Genomic DNA, 22,773 nt, shown 5'->3' on the forward strand with positions numbered 1-22,773 from the left:
TGTTCCCGAGCGACCGTCTACTGATCGGGTTGAGGGGCGCCTATGCGGCACCCCGAACCTCATGCTGGAGACCAGCGGTCTGCTGCGCGTGCATCCAGTCGGCAATCTGCTGCGCCTTGCTCGCGGCGGTGAAGATGGCGCGCGGGTCGGAACGCAGCACCTCCAGCCAGGAGGCGATGTAGCGGGCATGGTCGGGTCGCGGCTCGACGCTGAGATTGAGATCAGCGCAGATCATTACGCTCAAGAGCTCGACCGTGCATTCCTCCATCGCGTAGGCGGCCGAACCGAACCGTCCGGAAAGATCGCGGTCGAGGCGATGCTTGGCGCCGGAAGCGTGGCCGCATTCATGGAGCAGCACGGCGTAGTAGGCGACCGCGTCGCGGAAGCAAGCAAACTCCGGTATCTGCACATGGTCGGTAGATGGGCGGTAGTAGGCCTGTGATCCGCCGTGGCGGATGTCGATACCAAGGGCCGCGCAGAAGCGTTCGGCCTGCTCGATCCGCTCGACCTCGGACAGCGCTGGCGTCTCCGCCGGCGTGTAGCCGTCAACCTGGGCGCAATTGAATAAGGTGTAGCCGCGGGCGAACATACGGCGGGCGGGCTCGTCACGATCCTCGTCGCCGTGTTGGGCATCCACCACGTCACGATCGGTAGTCTTCCAGAACACGACCAGATGGCCGCGTTCGCCCTTGCGAACCTGGGCGCCGAGCACCTGCCATTGGCGGTAGGTGCCCCAAATGCCGGCAGGATAGCCGGCAGCGTGCGCAGCAACCCAGAGTGAGAGGATGTTGACGCCGCGATAAGCCTTGTTTGAGGCGACGTTGACGGGCGTGGTGATGGTCGATCCGTCGTGGTGCCAGGGCATGCGGTAGTCACCAGCGCCGGCTTCGATGGCGGCGATGATCTGGCTGGTGACGCGCTCGTAGATATCGGTCGGGATCTCGCGGTTGCGATCTGTGGTCATGGGTGCCTCCTTCAGCTCGCCCTCTCCGTCGAGGGCGAGGCGGTAGGGGCAGATGCGGGAGGCCGGCCCGTCACACCCTGTTCTCGGTGCTGGTGCGGAACAGGGTTGACGGGCTGGCAGCGTCTGCCACACCGAGCCCTGCCTCGACGGGCGAGCTGAGGAGGCGCCGACTATGATCGGCACGCCCGGAACTGCCAGGATAATGCGCGCGCTCAGCTGGCGTCGTCTCGCGGCACGCACTTCAGGGGAACAACCCGGGCGTTACCAGATCGGGCCGGCTCCTGCTGCAGGCCTTCGATAACGGCATCCCGCTCGGCGACCTCAACGTCAGCATCTGGATGTGCTGCGCGAGCGTGCGGACGAGGCCGCGCAGGTCGGCAGTCTCGGCGCCGCGCACGGCCTGCAGCTCGGCTTCGAGTGCACGGACGCGCTCCTTGAGGGCGCTCTGGCAGGATCTCCGGTGAGGCGCTTCGGCCGCCCGGAACTCGGCGAGAAGATCAGCCGCACGGTTCGCCGTTACCCGGCTGACGCCGGCTTCGCGCGCCAAGTTGGAGACGGTGAGCGCGCCATCGGTGCGCTCGGGGCGGCCATCGAGGAGCCGCGCCATCACCGCCCGCAACGCCGCCTCGCTCTTGGCGCCGAGCGCGCTCATGCTCCGCCCTCTATCAGGGGTGTGATGAGCCGGCGCTTGCGTTCGTTGTCGCGCGTGAAGGCTTCGCGTTGCAACGGCGACAGGCGGCCTCCAGCAAGCAGCCCTTCGCGCTCAGTGATCGAGGCGTGCCACGGCTCGCAATGCCGGGCGGTCAGACAGGCGTTCGGGCAGCGATCGGGACTACAGCACGAGAGCGCCGGAGCCGTTCGCTCGGCGCCCGGCGCGTCGGTGAAGCAGAGGGCGGTCGCCGCATGGAAGAGGCAGTTGTTGAGGAAGCCGACGTGCAGCGTCCGTCCGAGATGGGCAAGCATGGTGCGCAACCGCCTGCGGTCCACGATCCGACCGGGACGATCGCCGAGCTCGTCGCGGACGCGTGCGAACTCTCGTCGCAGTCGCGCCCCGCCCGAACCGGCCGGACCTTCCTGGCGAAGGAACGCCTCGTAATGGGCAACAATGTCGCCAAACTGACCGAGTGCGCGCTCTCGCTCGACGGCGAGGCGGAAGTCAGCCTGGCTTGATCCGGCATAGCCCCTCAAACATGGCGACGGAGGCATGCTTGTACTGGATCTTGCCAGCGACCGTGCCGAGCGGTCGGTTTGCGATGTACCAGGCAGCTGTACGACGCAACTGTCGCGTCGTGAACTTCCAGGCCTCATCGCAGTCGCGCGGAGACGAAGAAGCGAGCGGCGATTTCCTCCTCGCCAAGCCCCTGCTCACGCAGCGTCTGGAAGGCAGGGAACTGATCGAGCGGATGCAACGCGGTGGATGTTCTCTGCCAGAGAGTCCTCCACCTCAAGTGTGTCGCCACGGCTGACGATGCAGGGAACACCTACCGTTTTCGCAAGGCGCTTTTGGGAAACGAGCAGTTCGAGGGTGCGATAGCGACGACCGCCAACCGGGATACGATTAATGACAGTCTTATTGCCCTCGCTGTCAAGCTCGGCGCGGACAGTGAGACTGGCAAGCAGGCCGCGATGTGCAATATCTTCTGCCAGCTCCTCGATGGAGACGCCTGCCTTGATTTTGCGGACGTTCTGCTGGCTGAGCACCAGCTTATTGCAGGGAATGCCACACGCAGCACTGAGCGTGATTGTCTGGATGGCCGGTGCCATGTTTTACTCCATGACGGGCCGGCGGAGCCTCTCTCCGACCTTCCTAACCCATCACGAATTCCCCTTCCCCTCTGCTACTCTTGCGCCACTTCCGGACTGTCAGAAGGCCCCCGCGTGGAGCCAATCGTAACGGATCTCCGCGTAAATTGTGAAGGGTCGGTATTGCTGCGTTGTAAGGATCATGCGAGTGGCGATACATCAATTCGCCAGCGAATTCCACAAAACGCCAACCTGTTACTCGTTCGTTGCGCGCAACGACATATCGCGGCGCTGCGGCATGACGACGGTAGCGATCGACCAGATCATTCGCGCCCCTGCGCATCCCGGTAATACACTTCGCTCACGTGAAACCGTCCTTCGATGCGTTTTCACTGAACGATGACGTCGATGGCAATCGTCAACAGCTCCCGGATATCAAGCCTGTCGAGGTCCCTGCCCCCCTCTGATTCTTTGACCAGCAACGTCAGCTGTTCGAAGGCAAGCCGCGCCGAGTCGGCATGGACCGTTGTCACCGAGCCGGGGTGGCCTGAACTCACATTGCGGATATAATAGAATGCCGCGCCGTCTCTCAGCTCCTGCAGCAGGATCCGATCGGGCCGCATGCGCAGGCAGGATTCGAGCAGGTCCTTGGCGCCAATGTTCGCCAATCCTTGACCACCCTTGGAATAAAATAAACGGACATGGTTTGGTTGCGGAATGACCAGCTCGGGTGTGTCCTCGATTGTGATGATCCGTTCGCTTGAAGGAATATGACGGATCAATGCCTTCGATAAAGTCGTCTTACCTGAGCCTGTTGCCCCCGAAATGATGATGTTTTTCCTTGCGCAAACGGCTTCGCGCAGAAATGCCTTATAGGCTCTATTCCCGTATAGTGCTGAAAGCTTTTTTTCCGATCGATTACCATCTGTTTCGGCTTTGACCACGTCTTCGAACAGTCCGCCCCGATCGAGATCGTCCAGGCTGAGCGATACGGACGACGGCTTTCTGATGGTGATGCTCATGGTTCCCTTGGCCGTTGCTGGTGGGATCACGATCTGAACGCGTTCGTCGCCGGGCAACGTGGCCGACAGAATTGGTTTCGTTTCATCGATCGATTGGTTTGAGTAAGTCGCAACGGCACGTGCCAGGCGCATCAGCTTATCGAACGACAACTCGGGCACATGATGGGTCTGCCACCCCGCCGGCCCCTCTGTGATGACCTGCGCCGGCCGATTGACAATGACCTCGAAGAGCGATGCGTCACGCAGAAAGGGCGAGAAGGGAGCAAGAAGCTCGCGTACGACACCGAGGTCTGCCCGTTCCGTCATGTGCAAGCTCCTATTTCGCGACGAGAGTTGAATCCGGGCTAAAATCGCCGAGCACGGCGCGGTCGTAGATGAGATTGCGAGGTTCGGTCACGCGCAACCGGTAGACGCCGGAAAAATCGAGGTCACGAGCGACGAAGATTGAGACCATCTCGCCCTGATGTTTGAAGAGCGTCGGGGCAATATTGATCGACTGTTCCACCGCGATCGCCGCGGCCTGCTGGCCGGCGCTCGTGGTATTCTGCGCCTCGACGTCGCTTTCCCGCAACCGACTGTTCGCATAGGAGGCCGCATCGCCGACGATCGACAGTAACATTGCACTGCCGAAGCGCTCCCACCAGTGGGTATCGACAGAGCCGCTTATGCCGGCACGGCCAAGAGCATCCGTTGCAGGAGACGCCAGAGTAACAATCACACCCTTCGGCGTTTTGGCGCGATTCCACAGTACGAACAGGCGTTTTTGACCACGGCGCAGGCCCCCGCGATATTCGCCAACGATCTGGCTGCCCTTTTCCATCAACACGACGCGGCCACTGTCCGACAACACGTCGCGGTTGACGACACAGCTTGCAAAACCGGGTTGATCGGAGGAGAGGGCTGTTTCCAGTGTGCAGGGAATAGACGTTCCCATCGCCACAATAAAATCACGGTTGCCTAGCGTACCGGCGAACGAGCCTCGCAACTGGGTCGGCGTCAGCATCCGGTTGAATCGCTGATCTTCATTTTCTTCCTGCGAACCAAGGGCGCCGGGATTGGCGTCGATCGGAAGGTAGTTCGACGCAGAATCCGAACTGAGGTCAGGCTCTTGCCGACCGGTGGCCGACGCGTTTTCACCGCCGTAGGCTATCACCGGCGCCCGCCGGGCGGCGTCCATGAGCTTGTCATCCTCGCTCAGTGGCTGCTCGGCCACCGCTGGAGCCGGCAGCAGGACCTCGGCTGGCCTGGTAACAGGCTGGACCGGCTCCTTAACGGGTTCGAATTCCGCCGTCTGCCGAATGACGATCCGCTCTGACTGGGCCCCTTCAACTGGCTTGTCCTGGCCACGCATCGACCAGAGCGCAAAGGCAACAAAAACGACGATCGCCACGGCAACCGCACCACGCTTAAGGACCGGATTGTTATCAAGGCGGTGGCCGGGCGGCGTTTCGGCGCGCTCGCCGGGAATTTGGATAGTTTGTTCCTCGGTCATGCCACCTCCTATTGCGTTCCATCGGCCCGTGCCTTGACGACGCGCTCGACTGACGGCGACGTCGTATTGGTCTGCGGGTTGATGCCAACACGGTCGTAAGCTTCGTTGAAGATGCAAAGCACCTCACCGCCCCTGCGCAGAATGAACTTACGGCTGATCGCGTGCACCCGTACAAGGTTGCCGTTGACGGACTTGGGCACCAAACTTTCGCTTTCATCGGCGTTTTCGATGTAGATCGCCGGCATTTCCTGATTGCCTTCGAAGGCGAATGTGGTGACTTTACCGTTGTCATAGACAGCCTGCGGTTCGAGCGGGGCGGAGCCCTGCGCAGAATAGCGCCAGTTGCGCGGACCATAGGCTTCGTGGAGGGCAAGCACCTGGTCCGCTTCACCTGCGTGAGCGGCCTGGGCGCGGGCAGCGGACTCAAGCCGCCGGCGCTCTGCCTCGTCGGCCGGATAACGGTACTTCACATAAAAATAGGTGTTCTGTCCCGCCTCAACCGTTCCGTCGCGAACCGTTAGTTCCATCTGATAGCTTCGCGTCGATCCATCGCGTCTGGCCGTCACGACCGATATATTGGTCAATGGCTGATGTTCGCGCGGTTTCAGGAACAGGATATTGCCGGCAGGAGCGACCTCCCACGCTACACTGTTGCCGAGCGCGACATGGACAATCTCCTCGCCGGCGGCGAATTCGACCTGCACCGATGATCGCAATGTGCCGACGATCCTTGTGATGTTGTATGGCTGATAATCCACGAAGCGGACACGGCTGTCCTGTGACGCGCCGCGGGGAATTTGAAGGGCCCGCGCTGCCGAGGAAAGGCCAAGGCTGACGACCAGGGCAATCAGGGCTATTTGTCTCAATGGATGGCCTCCGGATCGGCTCGATATTCACTAACGGCAAAGCCCAGGGGATTGGTCAGGCGGTCGGTGGAAGACAACGGCGCATTGACGTAGGAAAAGGTGAGCGTGGCGACCCAGTGCGTCGTGCGCACATCATCTGCGCGGGTGATCGTGCGCATGTAGCGCACCGAGACCACATGGGCATTGATCAGGGAGATGGACAAAATATTGACGCGGGAGGTAGCGCTGCGGCCATAAACATTTTGCGGAGAGTCCGGATTACTGCCTCGGTAGACGGTCGCAAAGCGAGTCTGCTCCGCCTGTGTTGAGAGGAGTGCCACCGATCGAAAATTCTCCTCGGCCTCGCTCCACACATAGCCTTCTCTGGCACGCACATATTTGGCCGCAAAATACTTCGTTACGGCCTCATCGTATGTGCCAGCGGTTGAGGTTAGCGCAGAAACGACATCGACAATACCGGTCGAATTGTCGACCCGCACGACGAATGGTTCTACCGTTTTCAAGGGAGCAAGCCCGGCAACCGCGAACACGGAAACGACAGCTATGATGCTGGCCGAGATCGCGAGAAACCAAGCAATGCGGGCGGAGCGTTCCACCTGGATCAGCCGATCCTGATCGAACCGGCGCGCCTTGTCAAAATAGCTTTTGAGATTATCGGAGGTCATCACGTCAATTTGCCTCACACCGGGTAGCATGCCCTTTTGCGTCGAAATGTGCGAAAGCAGCCGGGGTGACCGAGGCCGGCTGCTCCGCATAGGACGCGGCATGGCGGGCCGGCTCCGCGGGCGCAACCGCTGGGGCTCGCCGCTTTAGCATCCTGTTGTCCTGCGGCTGCCACATCGACCGGTTCAGAGGCCGCCGGGAATAGCCATCACATTTGGGAAGCGGCTGTGTCATCGCACTGCAGGCGCACAATGCCCCAGCGATAAGAAACAATGAAACGATACGTAGCATTTAGAAACTACCTGTCCATTTTATTGAGGGAAACACTGTCTTTCGGTCTTCCCGATCCGGTGCGGCCTAAGGCGCTGGCTCCTCGCCCGAACGCTCTGGCTGTGCGCGAGGTCACCCGGGTGAGCGTGCTTTCATGGGCATCGCGAGCGGCGCCATATCCGTAGGTCAGGGAAGCCCCGCCTGCCGCGAGCGCCGATGCGATACCGGGCAACTGGTAAAAGACGTAGAATGCAGCAAGGCAGATGGCGCAGAGCGCGATCGGGCGCATCAGAAGGTCGGCGTAGCTTTCGATTGCCGTGAAGGTCGTGTCGATACACGTAATCAGGAGCGACCCGATCGCAACGACCAGAACCTGCAGAATGACGAAATTGACAAGTTGGCCGATCCACGACTCGGTGAAACGGCGGGTCGATTGAAACATCGCCAGCGCGATAAAGATCGGGCCGATCGCAAGCATGATGGCGAGTGCCAGCCGCGCATAGAGGGAAACGATGTAACCGATCGTAGCCACGAGGACGCTCGCGCCAATGACCATCAACCCGCCAAAGCCGGTGACGATATCGGCCGGCCATGAGGCGCGCGACCAGATCTCGAGGGCACATTTCTGGCCTTTATCGAGCAGGCTGTCGAACGTGGATGCGCTCGGTACCATCCCCAAGTTCAGCGCCTGGGAAATTTCGCGGGGCAGCATTTCGAAGAAGACGCTGGCTACATAGGTCTGGTAATCGCTGGCGTTTCTTACCAGCATCACGATGATGGCAAGCTTGATGGCCCGAAATGCAAACTCAAGGATCGGTTCCTGAACGGAACCGCGCAGGACAAGGTAGCCGTAGAGTATGACGTAAAGAGTCAGCGCTGCAGCGAGTGGACCGCTCACCCAGTTGGCGATGTTAGAGGTTCCGGAGGCGATGAAGTTTTCCAGGGGCGCCTTGAACTGGCCATCGACGAAGCTGAAAACCTGATACATGGTTTAGCCTCCAAGCGACTTGCCGATGCGCTCGCGACGCACCTTCCGATCTGCGGCTGCCGGATTTTGGGAATTGGGTTTATCACGTAACGTACCGGGATTGTTGCGGCATTCTCCCATTATTCTCACAAGCAGCGGTTCGTCGGCCATGAGCTCATCGCCGGTGTAGGTTTTTTCGAAGGGGCCGGAGCAAGCCGACGGTGCCGATACGACCAATCCAAAAAGGGCCTGTTTCATTTGAACGCCGCTCCCATAGTATCCATGCGCTTGCGCCAATCTTCGGCTTTGCGCTGTTCATCGATTTTCCCCTGTGTTTGCTGAACCAGCTGTAAACTTTGCATGCGCAGGAAATCGGTTTGCAGAAACGCCGTTTCAGCCTGCAACCGAGCCTGCAGATCGGCGATGTCCTTGGCGTCCTCCGCGCTTGAAATTTGCTGGCGCAGCTGATCGATGCCGTCGATACGTTTGGTGGCTGCATCGTAAATCTGCTGACCGAGGCTCATGTGGCCTGCGTTCTGGGTCTGGGCGCGCGATAATTCCTGCGCGTAGAAGTCGTTGGCGTCTGTGCGATAAGTCGAGTTGTCCTTGAGGAACTTCGCGGCGGAGTTGCCGAAAGCGCCGGTACCCGCTCCGTTGAGCAAGCCTTCGATGGTATTGAAGTCCTGTGGCAGTGCCTTGCGGATTGCCGGGTCGTTCAAAACGCTTGCGACATCCGCCATTCCAGTGATCTTGTTCAGCGACCCGAAAAGCCGCTCAGCCTGCTGGAGCTGCTGGTTGAGCGCATCGAGCTGGGACTTCAGCTGTGTGATACTCTCGATCTGCTTTGCAATCGCCGCCTGGTCGATGACCGGGATGCCTTGTGCGAATGTCATTGCGGCTGGCATCAAGAGCGCTGCAACGACCAGAGGAAACCGTTTCCTGCTCGATTCCATCAAACTCGTCTCCGTCTATGCTGAAACACCGGCAACCAGTCTTCACGCCGGTCGCCCACTTCCGCCCGGATCGCGTCAGCGAGTTCCACGTTGGCGGTGCGGCCGGACAATATGGCGAGCTCGTCATCGAAGCCTCTAAGGTTCAGCTCTGCGACGACACTGTTATGCCCTTGCTTGACGACGAAGCGTCGGCTTTCGACCGAGAGCTCACGTGAGACGAGCTCGAACTCCCGCCCGGTCAACTTGAATCCGTCGACATAGTCGACATGATTACCCCGCGGATTGGGAAGAAAGATTTGCGTCGGGCACTGCTCGATGATGGTGTGTGCGATCGGCGAGACAATGGCATCGCGCGGACTCTGGGTTGCAAACAACATCAGTCCGTTCTGTTTGCGGATCGTCTTGAGCTTGTTTTGTGCGAGGTCACGAAAACCTTCATCCTGCAGGGCCTTCCAGAATTCGTCGATCACGATGATGATGCGACGGCCATCGATCAGCTGCTCGATGCGGAAGAATAGATAGGCCATTACCGGCGTGCGGATTTCCTCATTATCGAGGAAATCCGTCATGTCGTAGCCGATGAGTTTCGCATCGATCCCGATGTCGTCGGTGTCGTTGTCGAAGACCCAGCCGAGCGGCCCTCCCCGCTGCCACCGCCGTAACCGTGAAGCTGTGCCCTCGGGATCGGTGTTGTTGAGGAAGGTGCGCAAGGCTCCGATGGAGCGCCGGTCAGCCGGCAGATCCGCCAGGCCGTCAACGGCGTCGGCGATGTCGCGCAACTCCGCAACTGTCAGCTCACGTTTTGCCGATCCGGCCAGCGTGCCGATCCACCGTGTGAGGAAAACCTTGTTTTCCGCGGTGAGCTCGATTGCCCGCAACGGCGCGCAGCCGGTGGCAAAGCCGTTTTTTAGTGGCAAGTAGCTGCCACCCGCTGCCCGGACGAATAGATCAGCGCCGCGGTCCTTGTCAAAGAAGACCATGTGGGGATCATGCTTTTGGAGCTGGGAAAGCAGGAAATTCAACAGCACGGTTTTGCCCGTTCCCGAGGGGCCGCAGACGAAAGTGTTCCCGAGATCGCTGTGATGGAAATTAAAGTAGAATGGCGAACCCGACGCCGTCTTGAGCATAGCGACGGCGGGTCCCCATTCGTTGCCCTCTTTCTGGCCGGCCGGATAGGAATGAAAAGGTGAAAGGGCTGCGAAATTTCGCGACGCGATGGCGCCCGATCTCGACCGATAACGAAAATTGCCCGGCAACTGTCCCCACCATCCCGCCTCAAGCCCAAGGTCCTCGCGAGCAACGACAGCGCCGCCGTTGGTGAGATAGGCGCGCGCTTTTGCCATGTGTCCGGTAAGTTGCTTCACCGAAGTGGCGAAAACCGCCAGCGCAAGATGGTGCTCGCCAAGCACGAATCGGTTCGATTCCAGATCGTCCATGGCCTCGCCAAGCTCCTCGATCTGCGATGCAGCCTTGTCACCAGCGCTGACCATCTGGTTTTGTTTCCGGCCCATGATGGTGCGGGCATCGGCTTTCGAGACAAACGCGAAGGACTGTGTGAGAATAAGCTCGAATGGCGCGGTCAGGATGCCGTCGAGCATGCCGCTGCGGGTCGTCGCCGGATACTCTTTGAACCCGAACATCCCGGCATAACGGCTCTCTGCCTCATGACGGATCTCGATGGTCTCGCGCCCGAATATCAACCGATCCGAATAGACTGCCGAGGATATCGTGCCCTCTGTCAACGGAACCCGCTCGCGCCGGCCGCCGACGATCTGGTGCAGGACTTCGCTCGGCTCGGAAAACAGGACGCCGTCCTGCTCGTAAAGGGACAGGACGCGGGGCTCGAAGCGGTTTAGGCCGGCCGTGACGTCGCAAACCTTGTCGCGCAGGTGCTTCAGGGCATCCTCGTCAACCTCGGTGCCGGCACGGCGTGCCGTGCGCAGCCGGGAAAGAAAGTTGGCGGCCTTTTCCAGGGGATCTCGACCGGGATGCCAGACAAGCGAAAGATAAAGATCGTTGCGAAACAGATCCTCGCCGATCATGCGCTTACGGTATCTCGCGTTCAGCCTTTCAGAAAAGGGATTGGCGAACTGTCCTTCCGGGTAGCCGTTGTCTCGACGTCGCACGACATGGGTCCAGAGCGCCAAGCGCTCATCGGCGATATTCCGGTAGAGTGTGTTGAGATTGCGGTGCAGCCCGTTGAGGTCCAGGGTGTCCGCGGTTTCGAAGGACACGCCCTCAAGAGCGATGATCACCATCAACGCTCTGGAATCAAGTGCAATCGTTGCGCCGTCGATATGGCGGACTTGCGGAATGAAGGTTTCAGGTCCGAGTTCGCGGGACCGAAGCGTTGTGATGCTAGGCAAGGTTCAGATCCCTTTCGTCGTAGCGTCTGGCGAGCCTCAGCGGAGTGAGCGTGGCGCCGCCCCAATAGGATGTGTTACGCGATCGCCCCCGGGTCTCGATCCACGACAGGAGGATCCGGAACATGTTATGGTCGTGTTTGACGAGGGTGCGGAACACGACGTGAAACACGACGCCGACGAGTGCGTGGGCGATTGATCCCGCGCTGATATAGAGGATGGTCGTCAGCATGATGTTCAAACCCATTGCCTCCATTGTCACACCCGCGATCATCGCCGGGCGCGTGCAAGCAAGGAACAGTGTCTCTTCTTCAAGGGCGGGGTTGCTCGCCATCTCGCTTAGCTCCCGACGATGGTATTGACGAGTTCGGTGGCGCCGAAAATGCCGCCAATGCCTATAATCCAGAAGCCAGCGCGCCGCAGATCCATGTATCCAAACATCCAGGCAATGCAGATGATGATGACGGCGATGACCGCCAGCAGACGCGCAATGTTGCCCGTCAGCATATCGACAATGTTCTGCAATACGGTTTCGATACCGGCGGCCTGGGCAAAGGCCGGTTCGACCATGCAGGCAACGATGTTTGCCGCCATCAGGGACGAGGCCAAAATAGGGCGAAGGCTGATTTTTAAGCTCATTCACTTTGCTCCGATCGTTCATTTTGAAACACCAGAACCGCGTATCCTCGCTGGGTGTTGAAGACATCCCACGATGCAATCTCATCGGTCTGGGGGAGGAATCGTGTGGCAGATGAAGCCTCTTGAGTGCCTGCTGGCTCCTCAATGCGAGGCTTTTGCCCTGGTTCGCCAATGGTGACAGACGCAAGGTTGGGCGACAGGCGAGACATTTCCTGACGGACCTGCACGTCGTAGTTGATCATCTTGCCGACGGACGGATCATCTCGTCCGTAATAGGACTGGAGCATGATGGTTTCGGCTTGCGCGCCGTCGGCGCCCGCGCGCACGGCCAGACGATAGTAGTCGCCGAGGAGAGTGGCCGTTGCCTTGAGATTCAAGCAGGGGTCGAACGCCTCAGATATCGAGAGCTTGAGCCTGCGCAGCTCCTCCTTGCCCATACCGCCAAGCCCGATTTGAATGTCCTGGCGATCGGCCAAGAGAGAGGCGGCAATTTCAATTGCTTGCTCCTTCGATGTGGGTTGGCTTGCAAGCGGCGGGCCGCTGTTGATGCGAATAGCAAGGGGCTCGAAATGGCTCTCGAGGCTGACAACAGCGGCCAGCATCCTGGCTTCCGCTGCCGGTGCGCAGTTCTGTGCGAGTTCTACGAAAGCGGCACCCATCGTCAGTACCAAACCCGCTGCGTTGCCGACCCGTCGATCGTGACATCGACATAATGGGGCTGCGATCGGACATTTGGGAGAGCGGTCGAATATGCCATGCACCGGACGTGCCCTCCCCTCCACTGCCAGTGGGGTGAATGGACAGAATTGGTGCCGGAATCGTAACTGTCCCTGCCACTGGAGCAAAACGCGTGGTTCACGTGCTGCGGGGAGGCCGACACGCAGGTAACCTGTCGGTCGTGGGAACCGTAGTCGCTCAGCAACCTGTAACCGGTATTGCAGTAATAGGGCTCGTAGCCTGGACGCGTACTGCGGAAGCCGACGCCGCTGCATGCCGGGAACGAATGCCCCTTGGCAAGCGCCCGCCACAGTTTCTGGATCGGAGGACGGCATTGGGCAAATTGAGTAGGGCTACCGGGATTGGATAGGCACAGGACGACCTGACATCCCCAATCACTTGCTTGCACTTCACTCTCCGAAATAAGATAGGGTGATAGAACACAGCAAGCGCCCGCAAATGCATTGAGCAGAAGGTTTTTCATGGACATGACCTCCAAAGAAAACGACGTCCCTCACAGAAGGGGTAAGCAGCCTTCTCGCGTCGCCATACTGACTTATATAACACAGTAAAATAGCATGACAAGAGCGCTTACCACCCAATGGCACAATCTCGCCTTCTCAGGATTGATCCTCCATGAGATCCTCGACCATCCACTTGAAGACGAAACGCCTCAGGCCAGACTGAAGCAGGTCGGCATGATGACGATCCTGTATAGTATGAATCAGGGACATCAAAAACTAACCCTCTCAAATATCATGGAAATAACGGCTTTGACGCGCACTGGAGTCAAGGAGACCGTCGATCTTCTGGTAAAGCGCGGGATGCTGAAAGAGACGCTCGTGAAGAACTCGATGGGTCGCGGAACGGCACGTCAGTTCGAGATTTCCCCGAACTTGATCGAGAAGCTTAGCTCCTTTGGAGCCGGCGGATAGTTGAATTTTAAGTGGCTAATTTTTGATTTAATCACCGCCAGAACCGATGATCATTGATCATCGCGTAATTGTGGGCGTCGGGCGGCACTCAACTCCATAAAAGATAGTAACGTAAACGGGCGTCGCCCGGTCCGGCTGCCAACGCAGCCGACGACTGCTTCGGCCCGCCCAAATCGCGGACCGGAGCGGCAAAAACATAGTAAAATCGCGCCATCCGCGCTCGCGGGGAGCCCGGCGCGAAGGGCGACGCCCATGCCGGGACTATCCGTCACGATTTCGAGGGAGAGGCTTTTTCCAACCGCGCAACGGCTTTGGGATCGGACGCCTGATTGTGCAGCGCGTTCCAATCATCGGGCGGATTGCCGTCATCCAGCATTCCCTTGAAGACCTTGTAGGCGTCCGTTTTGGAGCCGTAGGTTCGCAAGCTGTTCTCGTCATTCACCCAGGCGAAGATGATGATCTTGTTGGCGCTGCTGTAGCGGAAGAAGAGCCGGAAGCGGCCATTGCCGAATTTGGCGCGGAACCAGTGCTTGCGATCATCACCGAGGGTGGAGCCTTGGCGATAGATCGCCGCTGTCGGGTCCGATGGGAACGCGACGGTGACGAGCTGTACCAAGGCCGCGAGCAGTCTGGCGTCGGCGGTTTTCTGATAGTCCTCCGGCCTCTTGGCCTTGAGCGCGTCGACGGCCTCAATCAGCTTTCCCCACTGAGCGAGAAAGAGAGGATGTGCGAGGACGGTCCAGCCATTGATCGTCAGCATGTCAGATCGAGACGTCCCCCTCGATCTCGGCATCGAGATCGACCGTGATGCCCGCCGTCAGGGCAACGGCCCTATCAAGCAAGGATTGCGGGAACGGGAGGACAGATTTCTCGGGGTGCTTGGCCATGTCCTGCGCGAGGAATTCGAGAAAACTGTCGATCACGGGATCGGCGGTTTCGTCAAGTTCCGCCTTCTGGACATAGACACGGCGCTGGTCATCGACGAAAAAGGCAATGCGCCCGCCATAGTCAACGCCGAGCGCCTGCCGAACGGACTTCGGCACGGTTGTCTGTCCCTTGGCGGTGATGGTGCTTTCTTCTTTCAGTAGCGCTCCCATGGCGGGCCTCCTAATTGGCTGAGCGAAAAGTAAGGAATAATTCTTACAAAGTCAAGAATTGCCTTGCCCGATGCGCTTTAACCCAGGCGCGCCTGCAAACGACGCTTAGCCCGGATTGGCGACCGGCACTTCTTATGTTGCCCTTACTATCAGGTAACCGCGCGACGTAGCGAGCCCAGCAAACCTCAAGGCGAAATTGCCCGTGGGGCGTCCGCAACGGCTACGAAAGAACTTGGTGCGGATCGGCCGTGTGCCTGTTTTCATGGAGAGCTATTGGCGCAACGCTCGACGGCCTTAAGCCAGGTGACGACCGCGGCTGCCCCGGCATCCGGGCTGCCCATGGCCCGTTCTCCCAGATAACTCGCGCGCCCAAGTTTCGGAAACATTTTGCAGGTGGCCTGCATTCCTACTTCTGCGGCAACAACAGCTGCCTGCCACGCTACGTGCAGGCTGGCACCCGCTAAGATTTGCGCCATCAAAACATCGGCGGTTGGGCGTAATGCGTCGATCATCGTCCGGTCTCCGGGTTTTGCGCCACCAAGGTCGGTGATTGCTTCGACCGCCGAAGAAAAAGCACGAGCGATGTCGATCACAGTCGGCTGGTCATTCTTTTCCAGATGACGAGACGCACGCAGCAGCGCCGTAGCGTAAAACGGGCCGGAACTGCCTGCGATGGTTTTTCTTACGACAACGCTCATCGTAGCTAAGCCACTCGATATGCTCGTAAATGCGCGCTCGTCCAGCGCCAGCAAGCCTTCGGCGCCTCGGCGCATGCTAGCCCCGAGATCGCCGTCGCCGGCGATTGCATCGAGTCTTGCCAAATTATCCTCGGCCTCAATGAGCGCCCCCGCGACGCGGTTGACAATGTCACGGAGCTGTTGCCCTGCAGTACTCATTGTCGGAGTTGAATCTGATGACGTCACCACCTCTAGCCCCATCTCGCCAACGGTAACCGGATTGCGGTTGATTAGGCCGTTTGATGGCCAGGACGGCGCGTTCGCCGGTGTATCGAACAACTCAAGATCACGGTCCACAATACGCATCAGGGAAACAGAGAATCCTGGCATGTCGAGCGCTGACAAGAATGTTCCAGCCCATGCCCTAACGACTTGAATGTTTCTGGAGTCGAGCGTTTTCAGCACCGCACGCGAGACAATGGCAAGCTCCATCGGAGGCGTTGAACCAAGACCATTTATCAGTGCCACGACCTGATCACCGCGCCCCACCTTTCCATCCGCTTGAATCGCATCAATAACGATCGACGCCAGCGTATCGGCTGTCGCGAGTTCCATTCTGCGAATTCCAGGCTCGCCGTGGATACCAAGACCAATCTCTATCTCGTTTTCTCCCACGGAAAATCCACGAGCTCCTGCTGATGGCAAGGTGCAGGAACCAAGCGCTACCCCCATGGAAGCAATCCGTTCAGAAGCCGATCTTGCGACCGCAGCGACGTCATCGAGCTTCAGGCCCAATGCCGCAGCAGCGCCAGCTTGCCGATGAACAAGGATGGTCCCTGCGATACCGCGTCTGCGATCCGCTGGAACAATATCGCTGAGTGCCACATCGTCGGCGACCACAACGATCTCGACGGGAAAGCCTTCCGCCCGGGCAAGCTCTGCCGCCAACCCAAAGTTCAACCGGTCTCCAGTATAGTTCTTGACGATGAGCAAAGCGCCAGCTGATCCGCTCGCCGCCCGGATCGCAGTGAGCACTGCGTCTGCGCTTGGCGATGTGAACACGTCGCCAGCTACGGCGGCCGTTAGCATCCCCGCACCGACATATCCCGCGTGCGCCGGTTCGTGCCCGCTTCCCCCTCCGGAAATGACCGCAACATCGCGCTTGTTGAACTCCGGCAGCCCTGATCTGATGACGATGTTCTCGTCGGAGAGAAGGGAGTTTGCTGGCGAAAGGGCAACGATACCTTCAAGCAGTTCACGCACCGCATGAGCGGGGCTGTTCATTATTTTTTTCAAAGTCCACTCCATGTTTTTTTAAATCGAGAGCCCGTCTGACGAGGGGCGTTACAATGACAGCCCCGCCAGTCTCAACTCAGTGCCATGGCGTGCTTGACATCTGGCATCTTCGACACAGACCGTGGCGGATAACTGCGGAGGCGATGATCGATCACGCGCGCAATCACCGAGGCTGGCCATGCCATGAAAAAGTAGAGCAGCGCCGTGAGCATAAAGACCGGTAGCGGCAGAAAGCTCTCCGACATGATTTCCCGAGATGCCAATGTAAGTTCAGGCACGGCAATCAAGGCGCAGATCGAGCTATCTTTCATCAGCGAGGTCAGATTGATCAGTAAGGGTGCCAACATATGCCGGATCGCCTGGGGTAAAAGCACAAGCCAGAACGTCTGCAGCGGGGTCAATCCACTTGCGAGGGCAGCCTCTCTCTGGCCAGCTGGCAAGGCATTGAAGCCGGCACGAAGCACTTCAGCGATATACGCAGCGTAAACGCACCCGAGCCCGATGATGCCCGCAAGCTTCGCCGGGAGCGTGAGGCCCGCGGCCGGAAGGGCAAAGTACAATAGGTACAGAATGACCAGAATAGGTATACCCCGCGCAAGGGCTAGATAGATGCGGCCGAGAAGACGAACCGCGGCATTTTGGCGGGAGCGCAGATATTCGAGCGCGAGGGCCATTAGCAGAGCGAGGCTAAAGCCGCCCGCAGTCAGTATAAGCGTCAGTTGCAGCCCTGCGATCATTCGCGGTGCCCAGTCGGTAACGTTCTCATAAATGACTGAAAGAAAACTCATCGGACCTCCAAGCGCCGCTCCAGTAACGAAACGCCCTGCGCCACCGACATTGTGAGAAAGAGATAAACAAGCGCCGCGGCGCCGTAGATGAACGCGGTTTCGAACGTCTCGTTGACCAGCTGCCGCGCATTGAACATGATTTCTGGCGCGGCGATCGCCGCAACGAGAGACGTGTCTTTGATGAGAGCAATCGCGTAATTGCCAAGCGAGGGAAGAGCGAAACGCAATCCCTGGGGCAGGATGATTAAGCGGAACGCTGCAAGGGGAGTCAGACCAATGGATGCGGCTGCTTCGGCCTGACCTGATGGAACCGCCTGAAACCCGGAGCGAAAGATGTCAATTGTAATCGCACCGCCGATGAGGCCAAGTCCGAGGATCGCCGCGACCATTGACGACAGCCGGAATCCCAGAGCAGCCAGTCCGAAGTACAACAAGAACAGGAAAGTGAGGCTCGGCACGTTGCGCAACGCCTCGACATAGATGCGAACGGCCGCGTGAACGACGAAATTCGATGTGAGAAACGCGGCTGCGGATAAAGCGATGCCGATACAAAGAGCCACGGCCAGCGCGCCGGCCGTTACCTTAATCGTCGTCACTGCGCCGGAAAGCAATGCGTCAACGACTGCATTCATCAGCGAACTATCCATCGCCTCGCTCCCGTTGTGCAAGACTTGTCAGGAACTGTTTCAAGCGCGGTGCTTGGGGGTCGTCCAGCACCGACTGTGCCGGACCTTCTTCCACGATTCGGCCGCCATCCATGAAGATGATCCGATCAGCGACTTCGCGGGCGAACGCTATTTCGTGGGTAACAAGAACCATGGCTCTACCCTCGCCAGCCAGTTCCTTGATGACCGTCAACACCTCGCCGACAAGTTCGGGATCGAGCGCCGAAGTCGGCTCGTCGAAGAGGAGCAACTTGGGCTGTTGCGCAAGGGCGCGCGCAATAGCGACCCGCTGCTGCTGTCCACCGGATAACCGGTGCGGCATCTCGTCGGCTTTGTGTCCAAGCTGCACCTTTGCAAGCAGCTCATCTGCGAGTTTTGCTGCTTCGTCATGCGAAAGCCCCCGCACCTTGCGCGGTTGGAGGGCGACATTCGAACGCACGCACAAATGGGGCCAAAGATGAAAATGCTGAAATACCATTCCAATCTCTGCCCGTTGCGGCGCAAGTTCAAGATCGCTCATCCGCCTGCCATCGCTGCGACGGCCAATAACCTGCCCATCGAGTCTGACTTCTCCCTGGGTGGGCGGATCGAGATAGTTGATTGCCCTCAGGCAGGTCGATTTGCCTGACCCGCTTGGCCCAATCAGGGCAACGCGCTCGCCGCGGCGCAAGGAGAAGGACACCCCCTTGAGAACAGCAAAGTCGCCATAGGATTTACCAAGATTGACAACATCGAGAAGAATATCGGCGGCCATGGCCACCTCCGTAATATTGTGGGGAGAGATGCGGCCGGTAGCCCGGCCGCGCGAGGACTATTGTCCACAACTGGGTGGGACCCACTCGGCGGGGCGGTCAACGCCCACTCTGAAGCTCTCTTTCGACGGCGTGTAGTTTGCCTCAGCGAGGTTCCCATAACGCTTGCCGACAACCTTGACTTCACAGGAGGTCCATAATTTGCCAACTTCGGCGCTCAGCGCTTTGGCGAGCGTGATATTGTCTTTTGACAGACCGAAGACATATTGACGTCCTAAACCCGTCAGCAGAGGAAAGTCTGGATCGTTGTCGGAAAACGGCAGATTGACCAAGCCCCAATCCTGGTTCTTTGAAAGGGCGTAGTCGATGACGGGCGGATCGCCGACGAGAGCCTCGATGCGACCTGCCAGAAGATCACGCAGAGCTGCATCCGAGCTGTCATAAAGTGACAGTTCCAAACCCTTTATTTTCCGCAATTCGGGGAGGAACGAGAAACCGGTCATTGAGCCGACCTTTCGGTCTTCCAGGTCTTTTAGGGTGTGCCAGCCGGCCGTTTTCTTCGATGTGATGCCGTTCTGGAAGTAACCCGTGGGATCGGTGAGCAACAATGTTTCAGCGCGCGCTTTCGTCCAGGCCACATTGCCGCCAATGATGTCGACGCGGCCCGTTTGCACCGCTGCTATCGCACCTGACCATTCCATCGGTACGGGTTTGATGGCGAGACCGAGGCGTTCAGCGGCAAGTTGCAGGATGTCCCCGTCATAGCCAGACAGCTTGCCATCGCGCGCCACAAGGCCAGGCATATCACCAGTGATCGCAACCGAGAGCACCCCAGGCTCTACGAGTCTATAGCCCGGATCCGTGGCACTGGCCTTACCGGCCTGAAACATGGTGGTGGCCGCCAATGCGCAGCCAAGAACGCCAGAAATGAGATATCGCATGTTGTTCCCTTTCTTTTTTGATGACAGTTACAGTTGCCACCCGACCTCAGACGTGCGTGTTCGCAGCCCTATTGAAGCGGGTGATGGAAAGGCCGTGTAGAGAAGTGGGTGAGTGGCCATCGATGCACAGCTCTGCAAGGACAGCACCAACGGCTGGGCCAAGCTGAAACCCGTGCCCGGAAAAGCCAAATGCATGAAAAAGCCCGGCCGTGTTTGGGCTGGGACCAACGACCGGCAACCCGTCGTCCATCCGGCCTTCGATACCCGTCCAGCTTCGCAGCAGAAGAACATTTGCCAGTTGTGGCACCATGGCGATCGCCGCTGCGGCGGCATCACGCGTTACGTCCGCGATCGGCCGCGCCGACAGCGCGTCGCGATCGGCGGTGCCCAGTCCGCTGCCAAATATCACGCTTCCGTGTGCGGTTTGGCGGATATAGATGCCACCTCCACAGACACCGAGATTGGGACCGATCAGCGGTGCTATGGGTTCTGTGACGCACATATTTGGTGCCATGACCGCCTCATTGACACAGTCACCGAAAAGCGCGGCGATCGATGCGCCCCACGCCCCGGCTGTGTTGACCAACTGGCGGGCCTTGACAGGGGCCGGATCGTTGGCGAGCGTGACTGAAAAAATATCGCCCAATACGTGGATGGCTTCGACCTGAGATTGCTCCCTGATGTCTGCGCCAAGGGCACGTGCCGCCCGAGCAAAACCGGGGGCAACCAGACGCGGATTTGCGTGTCCGTCCTCAGCACACAGGGAGGCGCCGGCATAACCTGGTCCGATATAAGGGAACCGCCGGCGGATATCTGAGGCCCCCAGGAGTTCGGCATGAATACCGTGGTCGCGAAGGACAGTCCGATGCACCGCGAGTTCAGCCATGTCGGCATCGTTGCGTGCAAGTTTCACATGCCCGGTGACGGTGAATTCACAGTCCGAACCGATAAGGGTTTCCAGGTTGCTCCAAATCGAACGGCTGCGTCGAGCCAGGGGAAGCTCTGCAGAGTGACGCCCCTGTTGGCGGACACCACCGTAATTGACGCCGCTTGCCTGTGTTCCGCAGCGGCCGCGCTCCAAGAGGACGACCGATGCGCCTTTTATCCTGGCGTGCAGTGCGGTCGAGCATCCGGCAAGACCTCCACCGATAACAGCTATGTCAAATATCTTGGTCATGTCGGCCCGTTCGTCAAAGTGCCAAGGGCGACCGGTTTAATCGGTGCCTGTCCGCGCAGTCGTCCGACTGCGGCGATATCAATCCCGGCTGATGCCGCAATCAGTTCCGCCGTAGCCGGACCACAAAGCCTTCCCTGGCATCGCCCCATCCCAACCCTACAGAACGCTTTGATCCGATTGATATCGCCTTCTCCGGAAGCATGGACGGCTTGCCGAACGGTGCCTGCCGTCAAGCCCTCACACCGGCACACGATGGTCTCGTCCGCGATCCCCGCAGCGATTTGGGACGGGTAAGGAAAGAGAGTGTCGAGCGCCTTTCGGAATCGCGCTGACATGTCGATTGCACGACGATGACGGACACTGTCGGTCTTGCAGCGATGGCCGGCGTCCTTAAGCAGCGCCGATGCCGCGAGCCTGCCGCTTTCAGCTGCAATTTCGCTTCCGCGAATGGCAAGCCCGTCACCGGCGAGATAGACGTTCGCCCTTGAGGACCGGCCATCCGCATCGGTTGTCGGCAGCCATTGCCTTTGCTGAGCGTCAAAATGAAAATCCAATCCAAGGAGATCGGCGGTTTGCGTCTCCGCTTTGAGTCCGTAGCCGATTGCGAGAGCATCGCAGGATGCCTCGAACGTCTTATCCTTGAACAGATAGGAGAGACCCTTGACGTTGCCGGAGTCGTCGAGCGTTACTGCGAGAGGTGCCACGTCCGTACGGACAGCTACACCATGCATTCGCAGCCAGCCGAGATAATACAGGCCCCTGGCAAAGACCGAACGGCCTGCCATCAGATCTGGTAGCAAGGATAGGTCGGCAAAGGGGCGGCCTGTTTCCAGAACGGCACCAACCTTTGCGCCAGCTTTGGCGTATTGATAGGCAACCAGGTAGAGCAGCGGCCCAGTGCCGACAAACACAACGCGCCGGCCGATGAGCGACGCCTCGGCCTTCAAGGCGATTTGCGCACCACCAAGGCTGAATACGCCAGGGGCGGTCCAACCTTTGGTCGGAACAATCCGGTCCATGGCGCCCGTGGCGATAATCAGGCGAGACCATCGCTGGACATCCGGCTGACCGTGCCTGAGGAGATAGAGCTTACTTTGTTCGGCGCTCCACACCACTGTTTCAGGCCGGTAATCGATAGCAGGCTGGAGGGCTGCGAAATCACTCCGAAACTGCCGTGCCCGGCGCGCGTCAAATCCGTAGAGGGCTTTGTCATCCCGTGAGAGTTCGAATTGAGGACGGCGGAATATCTGTCCGCCCGCTTCACGCGCCTCGTCGATAACGACTGGTTTCACACCGGCTGCGACCAACACCTTTGCCGCATTCATGCCAGCTGGCCCGGCACCTATCACAACGATCGGATCTTGCGCGCTCATCGAGCCGTTCCCGGTATGGTCGAGAGCTGCATGCCCGGCTCGACGAGCGCTGTGCATGCACGAAGACGCTCGCCGTTACTGCGCCACAGCCAACAATCCTGACAGGCACCCATCAGACAGAAGCCTTCGCGCGGCGCGGCGTTTAACTCAAAGTTGTGAACACCGCTGCGCATCATTCGAAGCGCGGTCAGAACGGTTTCGCCCGTCCGCGCTGACACTGCGTAGCCGTCAACGGTGAACTGCGCTGAAGCGCCATTGCCTGCGGGCAGCCTGTTTGGTGCCAAACTTCGCCAAGCGATCATGTTTTCGTCCTCGCTTTCCAGTTTCGTATTGACAGGCTATTGGTCCATATTATGGATGTCAATTAGACTTTAAATCCAAATAGCAAGATTCTAACGAGGGATGCTCGAAAC

26 protein-coding genes and 2 pseudogenes are annotated in these 22,773 nt (G+C 59.0%); 2 read left to right on the forward strand and 26 right to left on the reverse strand.

From position 1 onward, the window contains the following. Positions 1-40 precede the first annotated feature (40 nt). Together ASD36_RS11725 and ASD36_RS11730 are read right to left on the reverse strand one after the other, a co-directional pair. Positions 41-964 (reverse strand): zincin-like metallopeptidase domain-containing protein, encoded by a 924-nt coding sequence (locus ASD36_RS11725; protein WP_060510496.1) that lies wholly within the window; start codon positions 962-964, stop codon positions 41-43. 241 nt (positions 965-1,205) lie between these two features. Next, positions 1,206-1,616, reverse strand: a complete 411-nt coding sequence (locus tag ASD36_RS11730; RefSeq protein WP_244489797.1) for a hypothetical protein — start codon at positions 1,614-1,616, stop codon at positions 1,206-1,208. Between the two features lie 251 nt (positions 1,617-1,867). On the opposite strand from ASD36_RS11730, the gene ASD36_RS30570 reads away from it, so the two are divergent. Continuing rightward, positions 1,868-2,134: a hypothetical protein gene (locus ASD36_RS30570; RefSeq protein ID WP_060510498.1), complete on the forward strand. Its 267-nt coding sequence runs from the start codon at positions 1,868-1,870 to the stop codon at positions 2,132-2,134. A gap of 149 nt (positions 2,135-2,283) precedes the next feature. Here ASD36_RS30570 and ASD36_RS11740 read toward each other — a convergent pair. The 14 genes and pseudogenes from ASD36_RS11740 to ASD36_RS31360 all read right to left on the reverse strand — a co-directional run. After that, a pseudogene (locus tag ASD36_RS11740) lies at positions 2,284-2,728 on the reverse strand (ParB/Srx family N-terminal domain-containing protein); the annotation flags it as partial. Between the two features lie 371 nt (positions 2,729-3,099). Continuing rightward, a pseudogene (virB11, locus tag ASD36_RS11745) lies at positions 3,100-4,035 on the reverse strand (P-type DNA transfer ATPase VirB11); the annotation flags it as partial. Positions 4,036-4,045: 10 nt separating this feature from the next. Beyond that, positions 4,046-5,221, reverse strand: coding sequence for a type IV secretion system protein VirB10 (gene virB10 / locus ASD36_RS11750; RefSeq protein ID WP_060510502.1), 1,176 nt, complete (start codon positions 5,219-5,221; stop codon positions 4,046-4,048). An 8-nt stretch (positions 5,222-5,229) separates the two neighbouring features. Continuing rightward, the gene (gene virB9 / locus ASD36_RS11755; protein WP_060510504.1) at positions 5,230-6,087 is read right to left on the reverse strand and encodes a P-type conjugative transfer protein VirB9; all 858 of its coding nucleotides are present in this window, start codon (positions 6,085-6,087) and stop codon (positions 5,230-5,232) included. Continuing rightward, entirely contained in the window at positions 6,084-6,755 is a 672-nt protein-coding gene (locus ASD36_RS11760; protein ID WP_060510507.1) for a virB8 family protein, read from the reverse strand. Before ASD36_RS11760 ends, virB9 begins: the two co-directional genes overlap by 4 nt. A 1-nt stretch (position 6,756) precedes the next feature. Further along, complete coding sequence (locus ASD36_RS31355; RefSeq protein ID WP_082562755.1) at positions 6,757-7,041, reverse strand: hypothetical protein; 285 nt, start codon at positions 7,039-7,041, stop codon at positions 6,757-6,759. Between the two features lie 7 nt (positions 7,042-7,048). Continuing rightward, positions 7,049-8,008, reverse strand: coding sequence for a type IV secretion system protein (locus tag ASD36_RS11765; protein WP_060510508.1), 960 nt, complete (start codon positions 8,006-8,008; stop codon positions 7,049-7,051). A gap of 3 nt (positions 8,009-8,011) precedes the next feature. Then, positions 8,012-8,245 (reverse strand): EexN family lipoprotein, encoded by a 234-nt coding sequence (locus ASD36_RS11770; protein ID WP_060510510.1) that lies wholly within the window; start codon positions 8,243-8,245, stop codon positions 8,012-8,014. Next, on the reverse strand, positions 8,242-8,940 hold the full coding sequence (virB5, locus tag ASD36_RS11775; protein WP_060510512.1) for a P-type DNA transfer protein VirB5: 699 nt from the start codon (positions 8,938-8,940) through the stop codon (positions 8,242-8,244). The genes ASD36_RS11770 and virB5 overlap by 4 nt, the downstream gene beginning before the upstream one ends. Further along, positions 8,940-11,306, reverse strand: coding sequence for a VirB4 family type IV secretion system protein (locus ASD36_RS11780; RefSeq protein ID WP_060510514.1), 2,367 nt, complete (start codon positions 11,304-11,306; stop codon positions 8,940-8,942). Before ASD36_RS11780 ends, virB5 begins: the two co-directional genes overlap by 1 nt. Next, complete coding sequence (locus ASD36_RS11785; protein ID WP_060510516.1) at positions 11,299-11,637, reverse strand: type IV secretion system protein VirB3; 339 nt, start codon at positions 11,635-11,637, stop codon at positions 11,299-11,301. Before ASD36_RS11785 ends, ASD36_RS11780 begins: the two co-directional genes overlap by 8 nt. A 5-nt stretch (positions 11,638-11,642) precedes the next feature. Further along, entirely contained in the window at positions 11,643-11,942 is a 300-nt protein-coding gene (locus ASD36_RS11790) for a TrbC/VirB2 family protein (protein ID WP_060510518.1), read from the reverse strand. After that, positions 11,939-12,601 carry a transglycosylase SLT domain-containing protein gene (locus tag ASD36_RS11795; protein ID WP_060510520.1) on the reverse strand — a complete coding sequence of 221 codons (663 nt, stop codon included), beginning with the start codon at positions 12,599-12,601 and terminating at the stop codon, positions 11,939-11,941. Before ASD36_RS11795 ends, ASD36_RS11790 begins: the two co-directional genes overlap by 4 nt. Positions 12,602-12,603: 2 nt before the next feature. Continuing rightward, positions 12,604-13,143, reverse strand: a complete 540-nt coding sequence (locus tag ASD36_RS31360; protein ID WP_082562756.1) for a hypothetical protein — start codon at positions 13,141-13,143, stop codon at positions 12,604-12,606. Between the two features lie 94 nt (positions 13,144-13,237). On the opposite strand from ASD36_RS31360, the gene ASD36_RS11800 reads away from it, so the two are divergent. Further along, entirely contained in the window at positions 13,238-13,594 is a 357-nt protein-coding gene (locus ASD36_RS11800; RefSeq protein ID WP_060510522.1) for a hypothetical protein, read from the forward strand. 268 nt (positions 13,595-13,862) lie between these two features. On the opposite strand, the gene ASD36_RS11805 is transcribed toward ASD36_RS11800, so the two are convergent. The 10 genes from ASD36_RS11805 to ASD36_RS11850 all read right to left on the reverse strand — a co-directional run bounded on the left by ASD36_RS11805 (position 13,863) and on the right by ASD36_RS11850 (position 22,662). Then, a complete protein-coding gene (locus ASD36_RS11805; RefSeq protein WP_060510524.1) occupies positions 13,863-14,354 on the reverse strand; it encodes a type II toxin-antitoxin system YhaV family toxin in 492 nt (163 codons plus the stop codon). Between the two features lies 1 nt (position 14,355). Next, positions 14,356-14,691: a type II toxin-antitoxin system PrlF family antitoxin gene (locus ASD36_RS11810; protein ID WP_060510526.1), complete on the reverse strand. Its 336-nt coding sequence runs from the start codon at positions 14,689-14,691 to the stop codon at positions 14,356-14,358. 260 nt (positions 14,692-14,951) lie between these two features. After that, complete coding sequence (locus ASD36_RS11815; protein ID WP_060510712.1) at positions 14,952-16,664, reverse strand: dihydroxyacetone kinase family protein; 1,713 nt, start codon at positions 16,662-16,664, stop codon at positions 14,952-14,954. A 71-nt stretch (positions 16,665-16,735) separates the two neighbouring features. Then, complete coding sequence (locus ASD36_RS11820) at positions 16,736-17,452, reverse strand: amino acid ABC transporter permease (RefSeq protein WP_060510528.1); 717 nt, start codon at positions 17,450-17,452, stop codon at positions 16,736-16,738. After that, a complete protein-coding gene (locus ASD36_RS11825; protein WP_060510529.1) occupies positions 17,449-18,099 on the reverse strand; it encodes an amino acid ABC transporter permease in 651 nt (216 codons plus the stop codon). Before ASD36_RS11825 ends, ASD36_RS11820 begins: the two co-directional genes overlap by 4 nt. Beyond that, the gene (locus tag ASD36_RS11830; RefSeq protein WP_060510531.1) at positions 18,092-18,871 is read right to left on the reverse strand and encodes an amino acid ABC transporter ATP-binding protein; all 780 of its coding nucleotides are present in this window, start codon (positions 18,869-18,871) and stop codon (positions 18,092-18,094) included. Before ASD36_RS11830 ends, ASD36_RS11825 begins: the two co-directional genes overlap by 8 nt. Positions 18,872-18,928: 57 nt before the next feature. Then, positions 18,929-19,810, reverse strand: coding sequence for an ABC transporter substrate-binding protein (locus ASD36_RS11835; protein ID WP_060510533.1), 882 nt, complete (start codon positions 19,808-19,810; stop codon positions 18,929-18,931). 46 nt (positions 19,811-19,856) lie between these two features. After that, entirely contained in the window at positions 19,857-20,987 is a 1,131-nt protein-coding gene (locus ASD36_RS11840; RefSeq protein WP_060510535.1) for an FAD-dependent oxidoreductase, read from the reverse strand. Further along, a complete protein-coding gene (locus tag ASD36_RS11845) occupies positions 20,984-22,360 on the reverse strand; it encodes an FAD/NAD(P)-binding oxidoreductase (RefSeq protein ID WP_060510538.1) in 1,377 nt (458 codons plus the stop codon). The genes ASD36_RS11840 and ASD36_RS11845 overlap by 4 nt, the downstream gene beginning before the upstream one ends. After that, on the reverse strand, positions 22,357-22,662 hold the full coding sequence (locus tag ASD36_RS11850) for a (2Fe-2S)-binding protein (RefSeq protein ID WP_060510540.1): 306 nt from the start codon (positions 22,660-22,662) through the stop codon (positions 22,357-22,359). The genes ASD36_RS11845 and ASD36_RS11850 overlap by 4 nt, the downstream gene beginning before the upstream one ends. Positions 22,663-22,773: the final 111 nt, after the last annotated feature.

The sequence above is a fragment of the Rhizobium sp. Root1334 genome (assembly GCF_001426665.1).
In the GTDB taxonomy this organism is placed as follows: domain Bacteria; phylum Pseudomonadota; class Alphaproteobacteria; order Rhizobiales; family Rhizobiaceae; genus Pararhizobium.